The sequence below is a fragment of the Prochlorococcus sp. MIT 0801 genome (genome assembly GCF_000757865.1).
GTDB lineage: Bacteria > Cyanobacteriota > Cyanobacteriia > PCC-6307 > Cyanobiaceae > Prochlorococcus_B.
This window is the reverse complement of sequence record NZ_CP007754.1, coordinates 1418512-1436722: the sequence shown is the minus strand read 5'-3', so window position 1 is coordinate 1436722 and position 18211 is coordinate 1418512. Positions and strand designations below refer to the sequence as shown.

General features: G+C 37.7%; 21 protein-coding genes. 12 read left to right on the top strand and 9 right to left on the bottom strand.

Translation table 11 applies throughout. The annotated features are described in order from the left end of the window. The first annotated feature begins 32 nt into the window (after positions 1–32). The gene (locus EW15_RS07765; protein WP_038655411.1) at positions 33–974 is read left to right on the top strand and encodes an RpoD/SigA family RNA polymerase sigma factor; all 942 of its coding nucleotides are present in this window, start codon (positions 33–35) and stop codon (positions 972–974) included. Between the two features lie 14 nt (positions 975–988). On the opposite strand, the gene pdhA is transcribed toward EW15_RS07765, so the two are convergent. Further along, on the bottom strand, positions 989–2065 hold the full coding sequence (gene pdhA, locus EW15_RS07760) for a pyruvate dehydrogenase (acetyl-transferring) E1 component subunit alpha (RefSeq protein WP_225866554.1): 1077 nt from the start codon (positions 2063–2065) through the stop codon (positions 989–991). 115 nt (positions 2066–2180) lie between these two features. Here pdhA and EW15_RS07755 point away from each other — a divergent pair, with 115 nt between their 5' ends. From EW15_RS07755 to EW15_RS07735, 5 genes are all read left to right on the top strand, one after another. Beyond that, entirely contained in the window at positions 2181–4235 is a 2055-nt protein-coding gene (locus tag EW15_RS07755) for an IMS domain-containing protein (protein WP_038653882.1), read from the top strand. 38 nt (positions 4236–4273) lie between these two features. Further along, positions 4274–5737: a signal recognition particle protein gene (ffh, locus tag EW15_RS07750; protein ID WP_038653880.1), complete on the top strand. Its 1464-nt coding sequence runs from the start codon at positions 4274–4276 to the stop codon at positions 5735–5737. Between the two features lie 87 nt (positions 5738–5824). Then, entirely contained in the window at positions 5825–6157 is a 333-nt protein-coding gene (gene rpsP, locus EW15_RS07745; protein WP_038653878.1) for a 30S ribosomal protein S16, read from the top strand. Positions 6158–6194: 37 nt separating this feature from the next. After that, on the top strand, positions 6195–7172 hold the full coding sequence (locus EW15_RS07740; protein WP_038653876.1) for a PhoH family protein: 978 nt from the start codon (positions 6195–6197) through the stop codon (positions 7170–7172). 75 nt (positions 7173–7247) lie between these two features. Continuing rightward, positions 7248–7985, top strand: coding sequence for a Bax inhibitor-1 family protein (locus tag EW15_RS07735; protein WP_011294938.1), 738 nt, complete (start codon positions 7248–7250; stop codon positions 7983–7985). Between the two features lie 43 nt (positions 7986–8028). Here the strand turns inward: EW15_RS07735 and EW15_RS07730 are convergent, their stop codons facing one another. Then, positions 8029–8541 carry a hypothetical protein gene (locus tag EW15_RS07730; RefSeq protein WP_038653874.1) on the bottom strand — a complete coding sequence of 171 codons (513 nt, stop codon included), beginning with the start codon at positions 8539–8541 and terminating at the stop codon, positions 8029–8031. 51 nt (positions 8542–8592) lie between these two features. On the opposite strand from EW15_RS07730, the gene era reads away from it, so the two are divergent. Genes era through larB form a run of 4 tightly spaced genes read left to right on the top strand, consistent with a single transcriptional unit; the run spans position 8593 to position 11859 of the window. After that, positions 8593–9534: a GTPase Era gene (gene era, locus EW15_RS07725; protein ID WP_038653872.1), complete on the top strand. Its 942-nt coding sequence runs from the start codon at positions 8593–8595 to the stop codon at positions 9532–9534. Between the two features lie 5 nt (positions 9535–9539). Then, positions 9540–10766, top strand: coding sequence for a tRNA (guanosine(37)-N1)-methyltransferase TrmD (gene trmD, locus EW15_RS10630; RefSeq protein WP_071841066.1), 1227 nt, complete (start codon positions 9540–9542; stop codon positions 10764–10766). Further along, positions 10753–11208, top strand: a complete 456-nt coding sequence (locus EW15_RS07715) for a TIGR03792 family protein (RefSeq protein ID WP_038653870.1) — start codon at positions 10753–10755, stop codon at positions 11206–11208. The genes trmD and EW15_RS07715 overlap by 14 nt, the downstream gene beginning before the upstream one ends. A gap of 3 nt (positions 11209–11211) precedes the next feature. Continuing rightward, the gene (gene larB, locus EW15_RS07710) at positions 11212–11859 is read left to right on the top strand and encodes a nickel pincer cofactor biosynthesis protein LarB (protein ID WP_038653868.1); all 648 of its coding nucleotides are present in this window, start codon (positions 11212–11214) and stop codon (positions 11857–11859) included. Positions 11860–11867: 8 nt separating this feature from the next. Here the strand turns inward: larB and EW15_RS11360 are convergent, their stop codons facing one another. The 6 genes from EW15_RS11360 to EW15_RS07690 form a co-directional block, all read right to left on the bottom strand. Continuing rightward, positions 11868–12026, bottom strand: a complete 159-nt coding sequence (locus EW15_RS11360) for a hypothetical protein (protein WP_197049671.1) — start codon at positions 12024–12026, stop codon at positions 11868–11870. Between the two features lie 65 nt (positions 12027–12091). Further along, positions 12092–12259 (bottom strand): hypothetical protein, encoded by a 168-nt coding sequence (locus EW15_RS10940; protein ID WP_156095773.1) that lies wholly within the window; start codon positions 12257–12259, stop codon positions 12092–12094. 126 nt (positions 12260–12385) lie between these two features. Then, positions 12386–13354 (bottom strand): DUF1517 domain-containing protein, encoded by a 969-nt coding sequence (locus EW15_RS07705; RefSeq protein ID WP_038653866.1) that lies wholly within the window; start codon positions 13352–13354, stop codon positions 12386–12388. 18 nt (positions 13355–13372) lie between these two features. After that, on the bottom strand, positions 13373–13591 hold the full coding sequence (gene thiS / locus EW15_RS07700; RefSeq protein ID WP_038653864.1) for a sulfur carrier protein ThiS: 219 nt from the start codon (positions 13589–13591) through the stop codon (positions 13373–13375). Then, the gene (locus tag EW15_RS07695; RefSeq protein ID WP_038653862.1) at positions 13582–14634 is read right to left on the bottom strand and encodes a thiamine phosphate synthase; all 1053 of its coding nucleotides are present in this window, start codon (positions 14632–14634) and stop codon (positions 13582–13584) included. The genes thiS and EW15_RS07695 overlap by 10 nt, the downstream gene beginning before the upstream one ends. Positions 14635–14790: 156 nt before the next feature. Further along, positions 14791–15711, bottom strand: a complete 921-nt coding sequence (locus tag EW15_RS07690) for a bifunctional riboflavin kinase/FAD synthetase (RefSeq protein ID WP_225866552.1) — start codon at positions 15709–15711, stop codon at positions 14791–14793. Between the two features lie 60 nt (positions 15712–15771). Here EW15_RS07690 and EW15_RS07685 point away from each other — a divergent pair, with 60 nt between their 5' ends. Further along, positions 15772–16335, top strand: a complete 564-nt coding sequence (locus EW15_RS07685) for a DUF3611 family protein (protein WP_038653859.1) — start codon at positions 15772–15774, stop codon at positions 16333–16335. A gap of 3 nt (positions 16336–16338) precedes the next feature. Here the strand turns inward: EW15_RS07685 and surE are convergent, their stop codons facing one another. After that, complete coding sequence (gene surE, locus EW15_RS07680; RefSeq protein ID WP_038653857.1) at positions 16339–17127, bottom strand: 5'/3'-nucleotidase SurE; 789 nt, start codon at positions 17125–17127, stop codon at positions 16339–16341. A 68-nt stretch (positions 17128–17195) separates the two neighbouring features. Between surE and pheS the strand changes: the two genes are divergently transcribed. Next, entirely contained in the window at positions 17196–18203 is a 1008-nt protein-coding gene (gene pheS / locus EW15_RS07675; protein ID WP_038653855.1) for a phenylalanine--tRNA ligase subunit alpha, read from the top strand. Positions 18204–18211 lie beyond the last annotated feature (8 nt).

The window sequence follows — 18211 nt, the reverse complement described above, 5'->3', positions numbered from 1 at the left end:
CTTATCACTTTGAAGTACGGGGCCAAGAAACAATGGTTTCAACTGCACCCAAGCCTGCTGAATCTCAGAAACGACGCAGCAGTGATCCAATTAGTTGGTATCTTTCCTCTATTGGAAGAGTTCCTCTCTTAACTCCTGCGGAGGAAATTGAACTTGGTAATCAGGTTCAAACGTTGATGAGTCTTACCGAGGATGGCCAGATTAAAGAGCAGAGCAAAAAATTTAATTCTCATCAAAGAAGATTGATTCGAATTGGAAGAAGGGCAAAGGAAAGAATGATGAAGGCCAATCTTCGATTAGTTGTAAGCGTTGCAAAGAAATATCAGGGAAAAGGTCTTGAACTTTTAGATTTAGTTCAGGAAGGTTCTCTTGGACTAGAAAGAGCTGTAGAAAAGTTTGATCCTACTCGTGGATACAAGTTTTCTACTTATGCCTTTTGGTGGATAAGGCAAAGCATGACTAGAGCTATTGCTTGTCAGTCAAGAACAATTCGATTACCTGTTCACTTAAGCGAGAGATTAGCAACCATAAGAAAAGTCAGCTTAGATTTGGCTCATAAGCTCGGTGCAATGCCTAGTCGTATTGAAATAGCTGAGGCAATGGAAATAGAGTTGGAAGAACTTGATTCGATTTTGAGACAAGCTCTTACTACAAGCAGTCTTGATGCACCCGTTAATGGAGATGAAGGTCGTAGCTTTTTAGGAGACTTAATAGCTGATGGTTCCGGAGAAGAGCCGCTTGATAAGGTTGAACAAAAAATTCATCAAGAGCAACTTGGAAGGTGGCTAAGTCATCTAAGCGAACAAGAACAACACGTTATTAGGCTAAGGTTTGGCCTAGAAGGTAATGAAAGACATACTCTTGCTGAGATAGGCAGATTATTACAGGTATCACGCGAGAGGGTCAGACAAGTTGAGCTAAAAGCTTTGAGGAAATTGAGAAATCTCACGAGGAAGCTTCCAAGTGGAATTTGATCTATTATCTGATTTTAGTTATCTGCCCAGATATATTTCGTCAACTCACTAGGCTCAGGCTCTGGGGCATTTAAAGCAAATTCAACAGCATCGTTAACTTCTAGATCAATTTCTTTCTCAATATTCTTTAATTCTTCATCAGAGATTAATCCAGAACTAGTTAAATCATTTTTTAGCTTTTTAATTGGATCTCTTTTAGCCCAGAATTCCTTCTCTTTTTCAGATCTAAGCTCGTCCGGGTCGGCCAATGAATGGCCTCTGAATCTGTAAGTGAGACATTCTATGAGAGTTGGCCCCTCTCCAGCCCTTGCCCTTTCTAGAGCCCTCTCGGCAGCACCTCTTACTGCTAAAACGTCCATGCCGTCAATCTCCTCTCCTGGCATGCCAAATGCTGAAGCTTTTCGCCATATTTCAGTCTCACTAGTTGCTCTGTCATGGGCCATTCCAATTGCCCATTTATTATTTTCGACTACAAATATGATCGGTAATTTCCATAACTGGGCCATATTTAAACATTCATAAAACTGACCAATGTTGCAAGTACCATCCCCAAAAAATGCTGCAGTTACAGAATCACTATTTTGTTTAAGGGCCTCTCTTTTGTATTTACTGCTGAAAGCTGCACCAAGGGCAACTGGAATACCTTCACCAATAAATGCATAACCTCCAAGTAAATGATGTTCTTTAGAAAACAGATGCATAGATCCACCTCTGCCTTTACTGCAGCCTGTCTCTTTACCAAATAGCTCGCTCATAACCTCTTTCGCAGGCACTCCAGCACTCAAGGCATGAACATGATCTCTATAGGTACTGCAAAACCAGTCATGTTTGCGTTGCATCGCCCCAATAACACCTGTACTTATTGCTTCTTGCCCGTTGTAAAGATGAACAAACCCAAACATCTTTCCTCTGTAATACATTTCAGCGCATTTATCCTCAAATCGTCTTCCCAAAGTCATATCTTTGAAAAGATTTAAACCAATTTCTCTATTAAGTAGAGCTGGTTTGGTGTTGCCAAGATTGCTTAGTCTATCGGCGTGTTCCCTGTGCTGAATAGGGTCTTGGCCTGTTTTGTCCTGGTTGTGAGACATGATTTCGTTCATATTCACTTATCAATCCTTTTTAGACTTTAAGCGTCAATGGATGCAAAATGGTTAAAACCCCTTACGATGCCTAGAGCTTTTTTTTCTGATTACCTAGTAGCGATTGGAATTACCTATTGATCATTTTCGCTTATTGGGGGTTAGCCCTTCTGCAAATGCTGAAGAAGTCCTAAGGGCTTTTCAGCTAAGGCTAGATCGTCCTCCCAAGCAAGGCTTTACTTTTGAAGTTTTAGCTCAGAGGTCTGAGCTGCTAAGGCTTTCTGCTGATCTTTTATCCAACCCTGCCGAAAGACAATCTTACGAACTTGCTCTTATTGAGGGTTCGTCTGGACTTGAATTATCTTCAAATAGGGAAGTTGCTGGTTTGCTTCTCTTGTGGGAATCAAATTCTTCTTTGCAAGCTTTTAAGCTTGCAAAAAAAGCGTTACAACCTCCACAAGCCCCAGCCTTGGGAAGTGGTAGAGAGTCAGATTTAACATTGATAGCAGCTTTAGCTTGTAGAGACGCTTCTATTGAGGAGCAAGCTTGCAGAAGATACGCTTCTGGGGCGGATTTGCTTCAGGAAGGCATACAGTTATTGCAGAGGATGGGTAAACTTGTTGAAGAAAGGAAAACCCTTGAATCTGATTTAGAGATTCTACTTCCGTATAGAATTCTTGATTTATTAAGTAGAGACAAAGAAGATGAACAACCTCATCAGGAAGGCCTGACGTTGTTGGAAGACTTTGTTAATAAAAGAGGAGGGCTCGAAGGAAAAAGAAATTCAGAGAAAATAGCAGGGTTAAATCAAAATGATTTTGAGCTATTTTTCCTCCAAATCAGAAAATTTTTAACTGCCAGAGAACAGTCAAAAATTTATGTAAATTGGTATCGACGGGGGTCAGAAGATGCTGGCTTTCTTGCTGCGTTTGCCTTGATTGCGTCTGGCTTTTCTTATCGGAAACCAGAACTCTTGCAAGAAGCTCGAAAATATCTTCGAAATATCAATATTCATGGCTTTGACCCTATGCCATTAATTGGGTGCCTAGATCTTTTGTTAGGGGATGTAACGCAAGCAGAGTCGCGTTTTCGAAGCAGTTCTGATGAAAAATTAAAAGACTGGTTAGATAATTACCCTGACGAGACATTAGGAGCTCTATGTGACTACTGTAGAAATTGGTTAAAAAAAGATGTATTGGTAGGTTTTAGCGATGTTGAGATACAAACTGTAAATCTTGATGATTGGTTCGCTAGTCAAGAAGTACAAGTTTATGTAGAGCAGTTGGAAGCGAAAGGGGCATTAGGTATTGCAAAAGCTGGATTCTCCTTCTTATCGTCATTGGCCCCTGAACAACAAATTGAGAAAAATTCATTAAGGAACCTGGAGGAACAGGCAGATTTGCCAATGCCAGGTGGGGCGTTAGATGAAAATATTAAAGAAAGGTCTTTAAAATCACGATTAATCACTAAAGAATTTTTCTTGAGATCTGATTTGGTTAAAAAGATAATTTCTAAATATTATTTAACATTTGAATTGATAAAAAACTCAGATTTCAAATCTTTCATATTAAAACGACCGATATATACAAGTTCTTTAGCATTTATTGGTTTATTTATTTTTGGAATCAGCTTAGGAATCCTGACTCAAAGAAAACCATCTCAAAATAATGATCTCAATAATATCTCAAAGTCTGAGTTCGCTAAACCAGAAGATATTAAAAATAGAGATAACAGATCAAGTAAAATAGAAGATGAAAAAGAAAAATTAGATTTCAATAAATTAATTCCTCTTACTTCAGTAGACCCCTCAAATCAAGAAATTAAATCTCTTGTTGAAGCATGGTTGGAGGGTAAAGCGGAAATTTTGAATGGCGCAGAAAGTCAGTTTCTTTCTTCTGTTGCGAGAACCTCTCTATTCAATAGAGTTATTGAACAGAGAAAGAAAGATAAACTATTAGGACAAAGACAGATTATTGATGCAAATATAACTTCAATCAATATTGTTCAAAAATCTGATAGGAGAATTGCAGCAGATGTTGAATTAAACTATCAAGATAAAAGGATTAGTTCTTCTGGTGAGATTTTATCTGAAACGGTTATTCCTTCTTTGAAAGTTAAATATATAATAGGTAAGAATAAAAAAAACTGGCTAATAGTTGACTATATTAGTGGAAATTAAAAAATAACTTTTTAAATTATTTCTGAAACTCTAAGAAAATGTTTGAGGAACTTACTAATCAATTTGAAGATGCTGTAAAGGCATTTAAAGGTGAAGCTAAAATTTCAGAGGAAAATGTTGATGGAGCACTTAAGCAGGTCAGACGAGCTTTGTTAGATGCAGATGTCAGCTTGTCTGTAGTAAAAGAATTTATCGATGAAGTAAGAGTAAAGGCCGTTGGAACAGAAGTTGTCAGAGGTATAGACCCTGGTCAGAAATTCATTCAAGTAGTTCATGAAGAACTTGTGAATGTTATGGGAGGAGAGAATGATCCCTTAGCAAATTCAGAGGAACAACCAACGGTCATTTTGATGGCTGGACTTCAGGGGGCTGGAAAGACAACCGCTACAGCTAAACTTGGATTGCTTCTTAAAGAAAAAAATAAAAAGCCATTACTTGTGGCTGCCGATACTTACAGACCAGCAGCTATTGATCAATTAGTAACTTTGGGAAACCAAATTGATGTAGAGGTTTTTAATTTAAGTTCTAATTTAAAGCCGGAGGAGATTGCTAAAAAAGGCTTAGAAAAAGCTAAAAACGAAGGGTTTGACACTGTTCTTGTTGATACGGCTGGGCGGCTTCAAATTGATACCGACATGATGGGAGAGATGGTTCGAATTAAAGAGGCCGTTCAACCAGATGAAGTTTTGTTGGTAGTTGATTCAATGATTGGTCAAGAGGCCGCAGACATTACCAGAAGTTTTCATGAAAAAGTAGGAATAACAGGCGCTGTACTTACGAAGCTAGATGGAGATTCGAGAGGTGGAGCTGCTCTTTCTATTAGAAAAATCAGTGGAAAACCAATCAAATTTATAGGTACCGGAGAAAAGGTTGAGGCATTGCAACCTTTTTATCCCGAGAGGATGGCTAGCAGAATCTTAGGGATGGGCGATGTATTAACTCTTGTCGAAAAAGCACAGAAAGAAGTTGAAATTGCTGATGCAGAAATTATGCAAAAGAAGCTTCAAGAAGCAACTTTTGATTTTTCAGATTTCGTAAAACAGATGAGGATGATAAAGCGAATGGGCTCGTTAGGGGGGCTGCTGAAAATGATTCCTGGGATGAATAAAATTGATGATGGAATGATTAAAAGTGGAGAAGATCAACTTAAAAAAATCGAGGCAATGATTGGTTCAATGTCAGCAGAGGAAAGGAAAAAACCTGAATTGTTGGCAGCGCAACCATCAAGACGTAGAAGAGTTGCAAGTGGGAGTGGACATAAGCCAGCAGACGTTGATAAGGTTCTCGCGGATTTTCAAAGGATGCGAGGCTTGATGAAACAAATGTCTACTGGAGGAGGCCTCCCTGGTATGGAGGGAGGTCTGCCTGGAATGGGTGGACTCCCTAGTATGCCTTCATCTGGTGCTAATCCATATCAGTCTAGAAAAGGAAAAGGAGGCCCCGGTTTGGCGCCACGAAGGCAGCGCCCAATTAAGAAAAAGAAAGGTTTTGGTGATCTTTAGAGATATCAAAAGGCTAAATTAATCATTCGTGGAGTATTATCAATATGAAGAACTTTTGAGTTCAATCCACTTACAAATAAATCGAAGATGATCAAGCTCCGCCTTAAGCGGTTTGGTAAAAAGCGTGAAACCAGTTTTCGTCTAGTTGCCTGTAATAGCACTTCAAGGCGAGATGGTCGCCCACTGCAAGAACTAGGCTTTTACAATCCAAGAACCAAAGAAACCAGATTAGATACAGAGGCTTTGAGAACTCGACTAGGACAAGGTGCTCAACCCACTGATGCCGTAAGAACTTTATTAGAAAAAGGAGGCCTCCTTGAAAAGAAAGTCCGACCAGCTGAAGTCCTAGGTAAGAAAAAACAAGAAAAAGAAAGATCAGCAAAGAAAAAAGATGCAGCGGCATCCGAAACTTCTGAATAAGAAGTTTTGATGAGTATCAATAACTTCAAAAAAATTTATGTCTGAAGCAACCACTGAAGGTCGCTTTTGTATAGATCTGCCTGATTCCGATGCTGCTACTGCCTTAGCAGGATCTGGTCAGTCAACACTTCATAGATTAGAAACCATTACAGGCGCTGCTTTTGCTTTAAGAGGATTGCAACTCGAAATAAAAGGAAATTCTAACCAATTAGAGAGAGCTGCAGCAATTGTTGAATTAGTTAGACCAATTTGGGAAGAAGGACAAATTGTCTCGCCTGTTGATTTACATGCCGCCGCTAAAGCATTGGATAATGGTAAAAAAAATGATCATGCCAAATCAACAAATAAAGTTTTAGCGAGAAGTCAAAGAGGAAATCTTTTAAGACCAAGAACAATTAGACAAAAATTTTATGTAGAAGCTATGGAAAAAAGTGATCTTACTTTTGCTTTAGGTCCAGCAGGAACAGGAAAAACTTTCTTGGCAACTTTATTAGCTGTGAGAAAGCTAACTGAGAGAAAAATTGAGAAAATTATTTTGACAAGACCTGCAGTTGAAGCTGGTGAAAGATTAGGATTTTTACCTGGGGACTTACAGCAAAAGGTTGATCCTTATTTAAGACCTTTATATGATTCTCTCCACTCTTTACTTGGACAAGAAAAAACTAATTTACTTATAGAAAAAAACGTAATTGAAGTTGCTCCTCTGGCTTATATGAGAGGAAGGACTTTGGAAGAATCTTTTGTCATACTTGATGAGGCTCAAAATACGACACCAGCGCAAATGAGGATGGTTCTCACTAGGTTAGGTGAGAGATCAAGGATGGTAGTAACTGGCGATGTAACCCAAGTTGACTTGCCATATGGACAAATGAGTGGACTTATTGAAGCTGCAGACTTACTCGAAAAGGTTGATGGAATTTCAGTTTGTAGGCTTACTTCAGCAGATGTAGTAAGACATCCACTTGTTCAAAGCGTAGTTGATGCTTATGCAGAACTTGATAAAAAAAGACGATAGGGTGATCCGCATTCACATTCATGAAGACTTATTTTTTTTGTGCCAGAATAGGTATTAATAATTACCTGGTGCGTTATGCCAGCAAACAGCAATTTTCAACAAGCTATTCGTGAAGCACAATCTAGTGCACTTATTGGCCCAAATGTAGTAAACAAAGCCTTGCCTTATGTAGGCGGAGGAATGGCATTAACAGGTTTAGGTGTTTTAGGTGGACTTTCTTTACAAGCAACTAACAATCCTTTATTCGGCCCTTTATTTATAGTCGCATTTATTGCGGAAATAGTTTTATTTTTTATGGCAAGTAGTGCTGCCAATAACGCAAATAACTCCAAAGCTCTTCCACTCTTAACTGGATTTAGCTTGCTTACTGGCTTCACTCTCAGTGGGATTGTTGGCTTAGCAATTCAAGTTGCAGGAATGGGCGCGATAGGAACTGCTGTATTTGCTACTGGAATTACCTTCGTAATTGCTTCTTCGGTTGGCAGAAAAATGAGTGATAACGTTGGCCAAGCTTTGCAAGGTGCAGTTGGTCTTGGATTGCTTGGTTTGATTATCGCTATGGTTTTCCAATTTGTTGGAGGTTTATTCGCTCCAGGAATGTTTGGAGGCAGTGGATTCGAATTGATGATTGCTGGTTTTGGGACTGTTCTTTTTGTTGCAATGTCTTTTGTAGATTTCTACACAATGCCAAGAAGATATAACGACGAGCAGTATTTAGCTGGAGCATTAGGTATGTACTTAACTTACATAAACTTATTTGTTTTCGTTCTTCGTCTGATCATTGCTCTTCAAGGTGGTGGAAGAAGAGATTAATTCCATAACCCAAACATAAAAAAAGAGCCGTAAGGCTCTTTTTTTATGTTGCAACTTCATAGATACTTTCTGATATTGCATTGATTTGTTTATCGTTAAAATCCCATTTGTTAAGAAACTTCAAGTCCGTTCCATTCCCTTTTGTTGCTTCAAGTAAAACATCTAAACGTTTTTTTACCTGATTTGAATCTAATAGTTTAAGTAACTCTATACATCGAATTTTTATTCTCTCTGACTGGATTTCTTGTGAATCATTATTATCGTGATGTGTTATTACCATTGCTGAACTCATTGCAAGATTTTTTACGGTTAAATCAACAATAATATCTCCAGAACTTCTTAATTGAAAAATCAAAGCATCTGGGAATCTATCCATTAATGGACAATCTATTGAGAGACTTACAACAAAAAATCCTCTTGCACCTTCCACCGTTTTAATAAGCTCGCCAATTCGATCAGAAATAACTTCGTCACTTATTTCATCATTTTCCCAACTTTTGCACCAAATCATTGTTGCTTCCATTGCTTCTTTAAAAGTTGGTTTCTGCTCATTCATGGTTTTATTGCACTTTTATAGTAAGGCTATAGATAATCGTAGAGAAAGGAAATGTCTTTGGGAGATTTGAGTAAAGAGGATTTTAAATCAGGGTTTATTGCATTAATCGGTAGACCCAATGTAGGCAAATCAACTTTCATAAACAAATTTATCGGTGAGAAAATAGCAATTACATCTCCAATTGCTCAAACCACTAGAAATCGCTTGAAAGTAATACTCACGAATGAAAAGTCTCAGATTATTTTTGTAGATACTCCTGGTATTCATAAGCCACATCATTTATTAGGTGAAAGACTTGTTCAGAGTGCCAAGAGGTCTATTGGAGATGTTGATGCAGTCTTAGTTATTTTTGAAGCCAGCTATTCTCCAGGGAGGGGGGACGCATTTATTTTGAATTTGATCAGGAATTTAAAAATCCCTGTCATTGTTGCCTTGAATAAATGGGATCTTATAGCGTTGAGTCAATCTAAAGAAAGAAAGAAAGAATATTTAGAATTTTTAGATGGTACTAATTGGCCAGTCTTTTGTTGTAGCGCTCTTACAGGTCAGGGATGTAATGAGTTAATTAGTGAAATAGAAGAAACACTACCTTTTGGACCTCAGCTATATCCAAGTGATATGACTTGTGACCATCCTGAGAAGTTTTTGATAGCTGAATTTATAAGAGAACAAGTTTTAATAAATACACGCGAAGAAGTACCTCATAGTGTTGCAGTCTCTATTGATAAAATTGAAGACATACCCTCGAAAAAAAAATCTGAACAGAGACCAAGAACTGGAATTCTTGCAACTATTTGTGTTGAGAAAAAAAGTCAGAAAGGAATTTTAATAGGTAAAGGGGGAAGCATGTTGAAGAAAATTGGCCAGGAATCAAGAATGCAAATTCAACCTTTAATTAATGGAAATGTCTATCTAGAACTGTTTGTTAAAGTTGTGCCTGACTGGAGAAGTAAATCTTCTCGGCTTAATGAGTTTGGTTATGAAGGTAGCTAATTTATATGAGTAAATTAAGATTCGATGTCGTAAGCCTTTTCCCAGAAGCTTTTAAAATTTTTTTTAATCATGGACTAATAAAAAAAGCATTTGAAGAGAAGATTGCATCAATTTATATACATAATCCTCGTGATCACGCTATGGATAATTATCGAAAAGTTGATGATGAACCATATGGCGGAGGCGCAGGAATGGTCTTAAAGCCAGAACCCTATTTTTCGGTTTTTGATCAAATTCCAAAGCTCAATAAAAAAAGAATACTTTTGATGACTCCACAAGGTAGAAAAATATCTCAATCTGATTTTTCTAGATGGTCAAAAGAAGATCAACTCATATTGATATGTGGTAGCTATGAGGGATTTGATGAAAGGATTAGGTCTTTAGCTGATGAAGAAATTTCAATTGGAGACTTTGTTCTTACGGGTGGAGAAATTCCTGCAATAACTCTTATTAATGGAGTTGTACGTCTATTACCGGGAACTTTAGGCAGTCCCGAATCATTAGAAGAAGAAAGTCATAATGAGTTTCTTTTAGAACATCCCCAATACACCCGACCCGCAGAATTTAGAGGTGTGAAAGTTCCTGATGTCCTTTTGAGTGGTAACCATAAATTAATTAGAGAATGGAGGCAGAAGCAAAGAGAAATCAGGACGCAGTCACGTAGACCCGATTTGTTCGAACTTTGGAAGCTCGACCAATTATCATTTATTAAAAGAAGTTCATTATTGAAAACTGAAGTGAACTTACGAATAGGCAACGGTTATGACATGCACCGATTGGTTTCTGGAAGACCTTTAATTCTTGGAGGGGTAGAGTTAAACCATCCAGAGGGTTTAGGCCTTGATGGGCATAGTGATGCAGATGTTCTTACTCATGCAATTATGGACGCAATATTAGGTGCGTTATCATTGGGCGATATTGGAAAGTATTTCCCTCCAGATGACCCGAAATGGAAAAATGCAGACAGTTTAATTCTGCTTGGACATGTCATCGAATTAATTGAGAAGAAAGGTTGGCAAATTCAAAATATTGATTCAGTTATTGTCGCTGAAAGGCCAAAATTAAAACCTTATATTGACTTAATGAAGGAGAAGATATCTAAGAAAGTAAGAGTGAACATTGATGATGTAGGAGTTAAAGCTACTACAAATGAGAAATTAGGTGCGGAGGGAAGAGAAGAGGGTATATGTTGTCATGCAGTTGTTTTAATGAAAAGGAATGAAAACTCTTAGAACTAAATTTTTTAGCGAAAAAATATATAGTTTCCTTTTATTAAGTGTGATTTTTATTTCAACTATTTTTGGAAACGTGAAAAATATTCAAGCTGAGTCTTTATTGAAAGTGAATTTTCCAAAGGAATCTATTGTTGAGCACCTTAAGCTTGATGTTCCGAAAAAATTTAAAAATGCTTGGTTAAAAGCTGAAGAAGGAAGTTGGGAGCCCTGGTTGTTAAAACAAGATGGTTTTTTAGGACGTCAACTTTTTTGGGATCCTAAAGAAGAGGAAGCAACCTTATTAATCGGGTGGGAGTCAAGAGCCGTTTGGAAAAGCATTTCGCAGACAGAAATAAATTTTGTCCAGCATGACTTTGAAAAGATTGCCAGAAAGGAAACAGGTGAACGAAGTGGAAATCCTTTTCCATTGATCTTTGAGGGGGAATTAAATCCAGAGTAAATAATGAATGAATCAATTATTGATTTTCAGAGGCGAACTCGACTCGGCGTAGTTGAGGCCATATGGGGGGAGCATAAAACAATTAAACAAATATCTGAAATATTGAAAAAATATCAACGTGAGTGTGAAACTGCTTTAGTGACAAGACTAACTAAAGAAAAGGGACAAAAACTTTTAGTTGAATTTCCTTCTGCAGAATTTCATGAAATATCTGGTTGTCTAACTTTGGGGGGATTTAAGGAATGTACTTCTTCTGAGGAAGAAGTAATTATTTTGACTGGAGGAACCAGTGATGTTGGAGTGGCATCAGAAGCAGAAATAGCTTTGAACTTGCATGGAATAAAAACTAAATTGTTGATTGATGTTGGCGTAGCAGGACTTCACAGGTTGCTAGACAGGCTTGAAGAAATAAAATTAGCAAAAGTAGTTATTGCATGTGCAGGGATGGAGGGGGCTTTGCCTACGGTGCTGGCTGGGTTAATCCCTCAGCCAATTATTGGACTTCCTGTCTCAGTTGGGTATGGGCTTAGTGGTGGTGGTAAAACTGCCTTGGAGGGAATGCTTGCAAGTTGTGCACCTGGATTAACAGTAGTGAATATTGATAATGGTTATGGAGCCGCGATGGCTGCTTTGAGAATTTTATCAACCTAATTTTGATTTTATTTTGTCAAGGATTTTTGTATGGATTTTTCGGAGTTTATTTCTAGAACCTGCTCTAACCATAGTTTCATTGAGTTAGGAAGTAGACCTTTCTCATAACGGAATATTGCTTCAGAAAGAACAGGTGTGTTTATCCATTGAATAGTCTTTCTTCTCATAAAACTCGCTTCTTTCTCTTAAGTTGAACTATTAACTTGAGGAGCGCAAGGGGGTATTTATAGTCTTAAGATTCTTCGTCATATTTGCTGCTAAGTCTTGTTAGCTCATCACTATTGTTGCTCGATTCAACATCTAGAAGACGAGTTACTAATTCTGATAAATCTCTTTGAGCTAACTCTCCCGAGCTTTCCCATTTCATTGAGCGAGGTTCTGGTTGTGAAGAGGCCGACACTACCGTAGTTGATAAATATGTGAGCGAATCCTAACTGCTATTTACGCAAGAATTGACTATTGTTTACGTAAATAAGATGAAAAAAATATAAAGAAATCCGTTTTTTGGTTATTTTGGACACTGACTTTATAAATGTTTAAGATTTGGGTATTGAATTATTAGTTCTTCTTCTCTCAGAGTCTCTCCTTCTCCGTCAGGTTGCCAAATAACTTCTAAGGCAATTAAGTCATTTGATGATATTGACCCTAAGATTCTTAATGCTTCTGTGATGACTTCGTTATTTACGGAATTTTGAAGTCTTAAATCCTTTTTTGTTGCTACGAGAATCGTTATGGCGATGTATTCATTTGTCGAATCAGAATCTCCAGGATTGGATTGTTTATTTGTTGAGCTAGATATTTGACCAGAATAGTTTGATGTGAGCTCAGCCTTTAGTTTGCTTCTTTCAGTTATTGATATCCGATTAAATGTTGATTCTGCTGAGGCATATGGAACAGAACCTGTTTCTATATTTGAATAGACCCATAATTCAGGCTGCCTAAGTAAGGACAGTGTTGTGTCTTGAAGAACTCTTTGAAGGCCAGATGAAGTTGAGGTATTTGAGGAGGCGGCAAGCTCCCTTAGACTCACTTGAATTTCTTTTGCACTTGCTAGTAAGCCAATTTGAAATTGAATTAAAGAAACTTTGGATGGGTTCGTTGATTGAGAAACTATTGAGTTATTGCTTGCGTTGGAGAAATTTGAAGAGCTTTTAAATGAATTAACAATCACACCAACGATTGACATAAGTATTAAAAACCCAAAGATCCCACCTCCGCCAAAGCCAAATATTGGCAATAAAAAAGGAAAACCAATACCACCACCTCTATATCCACTTCCATAACCTCGAAAGTTATTACCTCCATAGCCTCCGTAATTTTGTCTTCGTGGTGATGAAGAAGGCGCCTGAAAACTTCCTCCACCTATTCGTCCTCCACTAGCTGCTGATGCAGTGTTGGGACTGGTAAATAAAGAAAAAAAGATTATTGTTGAAACAACCAGAAAAGAAAAAATCTGTTTTCTTTTAATCCAACTTAAGCGAGTAGTTTTGAACACTTATCTATTCAGGATTAACTAACTGTAGGAACCTCCACCAACAATTGTCACAACTTCTAAGCAATCGCCATGATTGATTTTTGTATTTGTCCAAACTTTTGGGCTAATAATTTCACCATTTAATTCAACTACAACTAACTGAGGTTTGTAGCCTAAGTTTTCAAGCAAAGTTTCCATTAGTAATTCTTCATTGGAGTTGTTAATGGTTTTAATTTCGCCGTTAATTTTTAATTGCATTTTAGAAGTTGGATAAGTTCATCAGTTGTTGAAAAGGAATCATTTGAATTAATGATTGCATTGGATACAGCTATGCGAAGATTATGGATCTGATTTAATTTTGTGATATTTGATTTATTGATTCCCCCAATAGCAAAAGCAGGTAGAAGAGTTTCACTTAATCCTTTTTTTAGGTAGTCAATTCCAATGGGATTTAGTTGCTTTTTTGTTTCAGAGGAAAATATTGGTCCCATACCAATATAATCACAGCCTTCTCCTTCGGCGTTTTTGATGTCTTCAAGACAGTGCGTGCTTTTGCCAATGATTTTTTCAGCCCCTAGGAGCTCTCTCGCGATTTTTGTTGGCATATCTTCTTGTCCCAAATGAATCCCATCGGCGTCAACGGCGAGTGCAATATCAATGCGGTCATTGACTATAAATAGTGAATTGAATTTTTTACAAAGAGAGGCTAAAGATTTAGCTTGTGAAATTTTTTCATTATCATTTAGAAATTTCTCTCTGTATTGAACTATTTTTACACCAGCTTTTAGAGCATGAAGAACAACCTCTTCGAGATCTGTCCTATTTGAGGTTATTAAGTATAAGGAACAATCTTTTAAGGTTTGTCTTTTATTTATGCCTTCTGTCGAATTAAGCACCTTTACCTCGATCTCATAAGTTTCATATCTAATTTTGCTGGCTATTTCACAAAGATTTGGATCTGTTGTTCGAGTAAATTCCTCTATTACTCTTAGGGCTTCTTGAACTCTGGATGAGTTCGCAATAAATACAGCCTCTGGGGTTGATCTGCCTTTTTGTAACGGATGTGAAATGCCCATAGCTGGATCGTTGGATGTAAGCCTTTCTTTTCGATAAATATTGTGGTGATGTACTCCTAATTGTTGCCTCCAATCTTTGATTTGAATCGAAAAATCACTCCTCTTTAAACCAAATCTGCACCAATCTTCCATAACTCTAAGCCCTTCTCTTGCACGATCAAGGTTCGCGTCAATTAATTGAGCAATACGATTATCAGACGGAGGGGTGACAGGCATTGATTTCATGTCATCCTTTATTTGATGATGTGTATTTAAATTTTATTGTGGAAAATGATTCTGAGAACAATATGAATGTGCTTCTTTGGGGTGTTTTTTTGTTAGGAGGCATAGGTTTATTTGTAGTTTGGGGATTATCCAACGCTTATCCCACAATTAATTAGATCAAAGTTTTTTTGTCAGTATTTCTTTTGCCAATATTGCATCTAAACTTATTTGTTCGCTCAGCGCATCGATGTTCTCAAACTTTTTTTGTAGTCTAATTCTTTGCACTGGTTCGATAATTAATTCATGTCCTAATAGATTGATTTCTTTGTCTAGAAGGTGAACTTCTACTGCTGATAAAGAGTTTGGATCAATAGTTGGTTGAGGGCCCATATTCATAACTGCTAAGAAACGTTCTTTTTTGTTTGCTATGGAGGCCCAAGCGGCATAAACCCCCAATGATGGAAGGAATTTTCGCCCATCTATTTTTAAATTTGCAGTTGGCCATCCAATTTTTTTTCCTAAACCTCTTCCTTTCTCCACCGTCCCTCTAAAGGTGTAAGGACGCTTCAAAAGATATTTTGCATGCTTTAAATCACCGTCGCTGAGTGCTTTTCTTACTCTGCTACTACTAAGTCGACCATGATTGTCTTCAACAATAGGAACAATAGAAATTTTTATACCTAGAGAGGCACCTATCTTTTCTAAAGTAGAAGTGTCACCTTCTCGGTTGCGTCCAAACCTAAAATTCTCTCCAACCGCTATGTGTTTAGCATGAAGGGTTTTTGCTAGAACTTCTTCTACAAATGTTTCAGCACTTTTTGAGGCAAGATTTTTATTAAATGGAACCAAAACTAGTTGCTCTATTCCTAGAGGTTCAAGCAGGAATGTTTTTTCATTTGGTAAATCCAATCTTAATCTTGATTCTCCAAACAGAACCTCACGGGGATGAGGCCAAAAACTGACAACTGTAGGAACACCAATTGGCTCTTTTAATATGGCATTTATTACTTTTTTATGACCTAAGTGAAGACCGTCAAAACTACCTAAGGCTAGTGCTGTAGGTAGTTTTGCATTTTCAGGAGCACAGAGAGGAATCAAGATAAACGTGCAATTTTTGTGCTTTGATGGCAAGTTTGGTTTATCGCCTTATTCATCGTGATGGCAGATCAACGCGACTTTCAATTGCTTTCTCTGGGATTGAGAAGAATTGGTTGGCTTCGGTTTTGGATTCAAACAATTTTAGGTGTAGTGGTAGTGGGTGTTTTGTTGTTCAACAATGTTGGAAGTAGTTTAGCTAGAAACTCCGAGAGAGCATTGGGCTTAGGGCCAGGTTTGTCTCTCACGACATTGGCATTTATATTATTGCTATTTAGCCTTTGGCAAGGCTGGATGATAGTAAAGACTGGTAGAGCATTAGGCAGTGAGGCGCGCCCAAGTAGGGGTGAAACAAGTCGCTTACTAAAGAGAGGATTGATTGTCGATTTAGTTGGATTGGTTTTTTCGTCGATCGGATATCAATCTTTAGCAGGAGCTTTGTTCGTTCAGGCTTCAATGCAAGCTCCTGGCATTTCCATTGGAACAGGTATGAGAGCAATGGAAAATTATCCAATTACTTCTCTAGAAATGCTCTCTGTTTTGAGTAATACTCAAGTTTTGTTTGCCCATTTGATTGGTCTGATTTTTTCTTTATGGTTATTGCAAAGGATTTTTAGGAAAAACTAATTTTTATATTAAGCTTGGCAAATCATCTAAATTGCCTCTCCAAAAAAGATCAGGTTGAATTGGTGTTAATGAGGGAGAGCATAAAGCTATTTGAGAAACATCACTTGGCCATTCCTTAGGCCCTTCTCCAGCCGATTGAAGATCTTTTACTGCTTCCCCAGCCATCCAAAAATAGGTATTGCCTCTTGGATCGACTCTTCGAATGAATTGCTCCTCGTATTGTCTAATTGAAAGTCTTGTCCAAACCAAATCACCCATTTCTTTTTCTTCACAAGGAGGAATATTTAAATTTAGAAGTAAGTTCTTGGGCCAATTTTGTTGAATTGCTTTCTCTGCAATATCTAAGGAAAGTTTTCCAGCGAAATTAAAATTTTTCCATTGAAAACTTGCAATGCTTACAGCAATTGATGGAATCCCATCTAAGGTCCCCTCAAGTGCAGCAGCAACAGTTCCTGAGCAAAAAATATCCGTACCAAGATTAGGCCCATGATTAATTCCAGAAAGGATTAAGTCTGGCTTTTGATCAAGAAGTTCATTAAGTGCGAGTTTTACACAATCAGCGGGGGTTCCACTACATCCCCAAGCTTTAATACCTTCCCCAAATAATTCGTCAGCTTTTTCAGCGCGTATTGGCGAATGTAAAGTTAATCCATGACCAGTTGCTGATCTTTCTTGATCTGGACAAACAACAGTAACTTTATGTCCTCTGCTCGCTGCAGAAGTGGCAAGTGTTCTTATTCCTTCTGCAAAAACACCATCATCATTACTAATTAAAATTTTCAATGGGTTCATTTTTTTGCTATTGGTTTTTAGAACTGGGACAGGTTGCCGATTAAACTAGTACTCGAGATGGAAATTCATTGAGTTCAACATTATCCCTAAAACAGCTCATCGGTGAGCTTGAGATTCTAGAAAGCGATGCGGCAAAAGAAATTGCTTCTGCTGAAAATTCTGAATCAATTGAGAAATTAAGGTTAAGTTTCCTTGGAAAAAAAGGAAAACTCTCACTTCTTTTGGGAGGGATGAAAAATCTTTCAAATGAGGAAAGACCTTTAATTGGTCAAAGAGCGAACGTTTTAAAAACTCAATTGCAAGAATTAATCAAGGAAAAGCTTGAAGTTTTAAAAACTCAGGCTCTAAGTCAGATACTTATAAAGGAAACTATAGATGTTACAGCGCCTCCAACAGGTATTCCTCAAGGACATCGGCACCCCTTAATAACGACTACTGAACAAATAATTGATCTTTTCTTGGGTCTTGGATACCAAGTTTCTGAAGGTCCTGAGATAGAGAATGATTACTACAATTTTGAGGCACTAAATATTCCCCCTGATCATCCTGCAAGGGATATGCAAGATACTTTTTATCTTGGAGGTGAATACCTTTTAAGAACTCATACTTCGCCTGTTCAGATTCGATGCCTTGAAAACAAAAAACCTCCTGTAAGAATTGTCTCTCCTGGTCGGGTTTATCGAAGAGATGCAGTTGATGCAACTCACTCGCCGGTGTTCCACCAGGTTGAGGTCTTAGCAATTGATGAAAAACTTGACTTTAGTCATTTAAGAGGAACAGTAATGGCCTTTTTAAAAGCGTTTTTTGGAGATCTTCCTATTAGATTTAGAGCTAGTTATTTCCCATTTACGGAGCCATCAGCAGAAGTTGATGTGCAATGGAGAGGTAAGTGGTTAGAAGTTATGGGTTGCGGAATGGTAGACCCTGCTGTCTTAGAAGAATTAGGGATTGATCCAGAAAAATATAGTGGATTTGCGGCTGGACTTGGGGTTGAAAGATTTTGCATGGTTCGTCATGGTCTAGATGATATTAGAAAGCTATATACAAGTGATCTCAGATTTTTAGAACAATTTTAAAGTTGAAT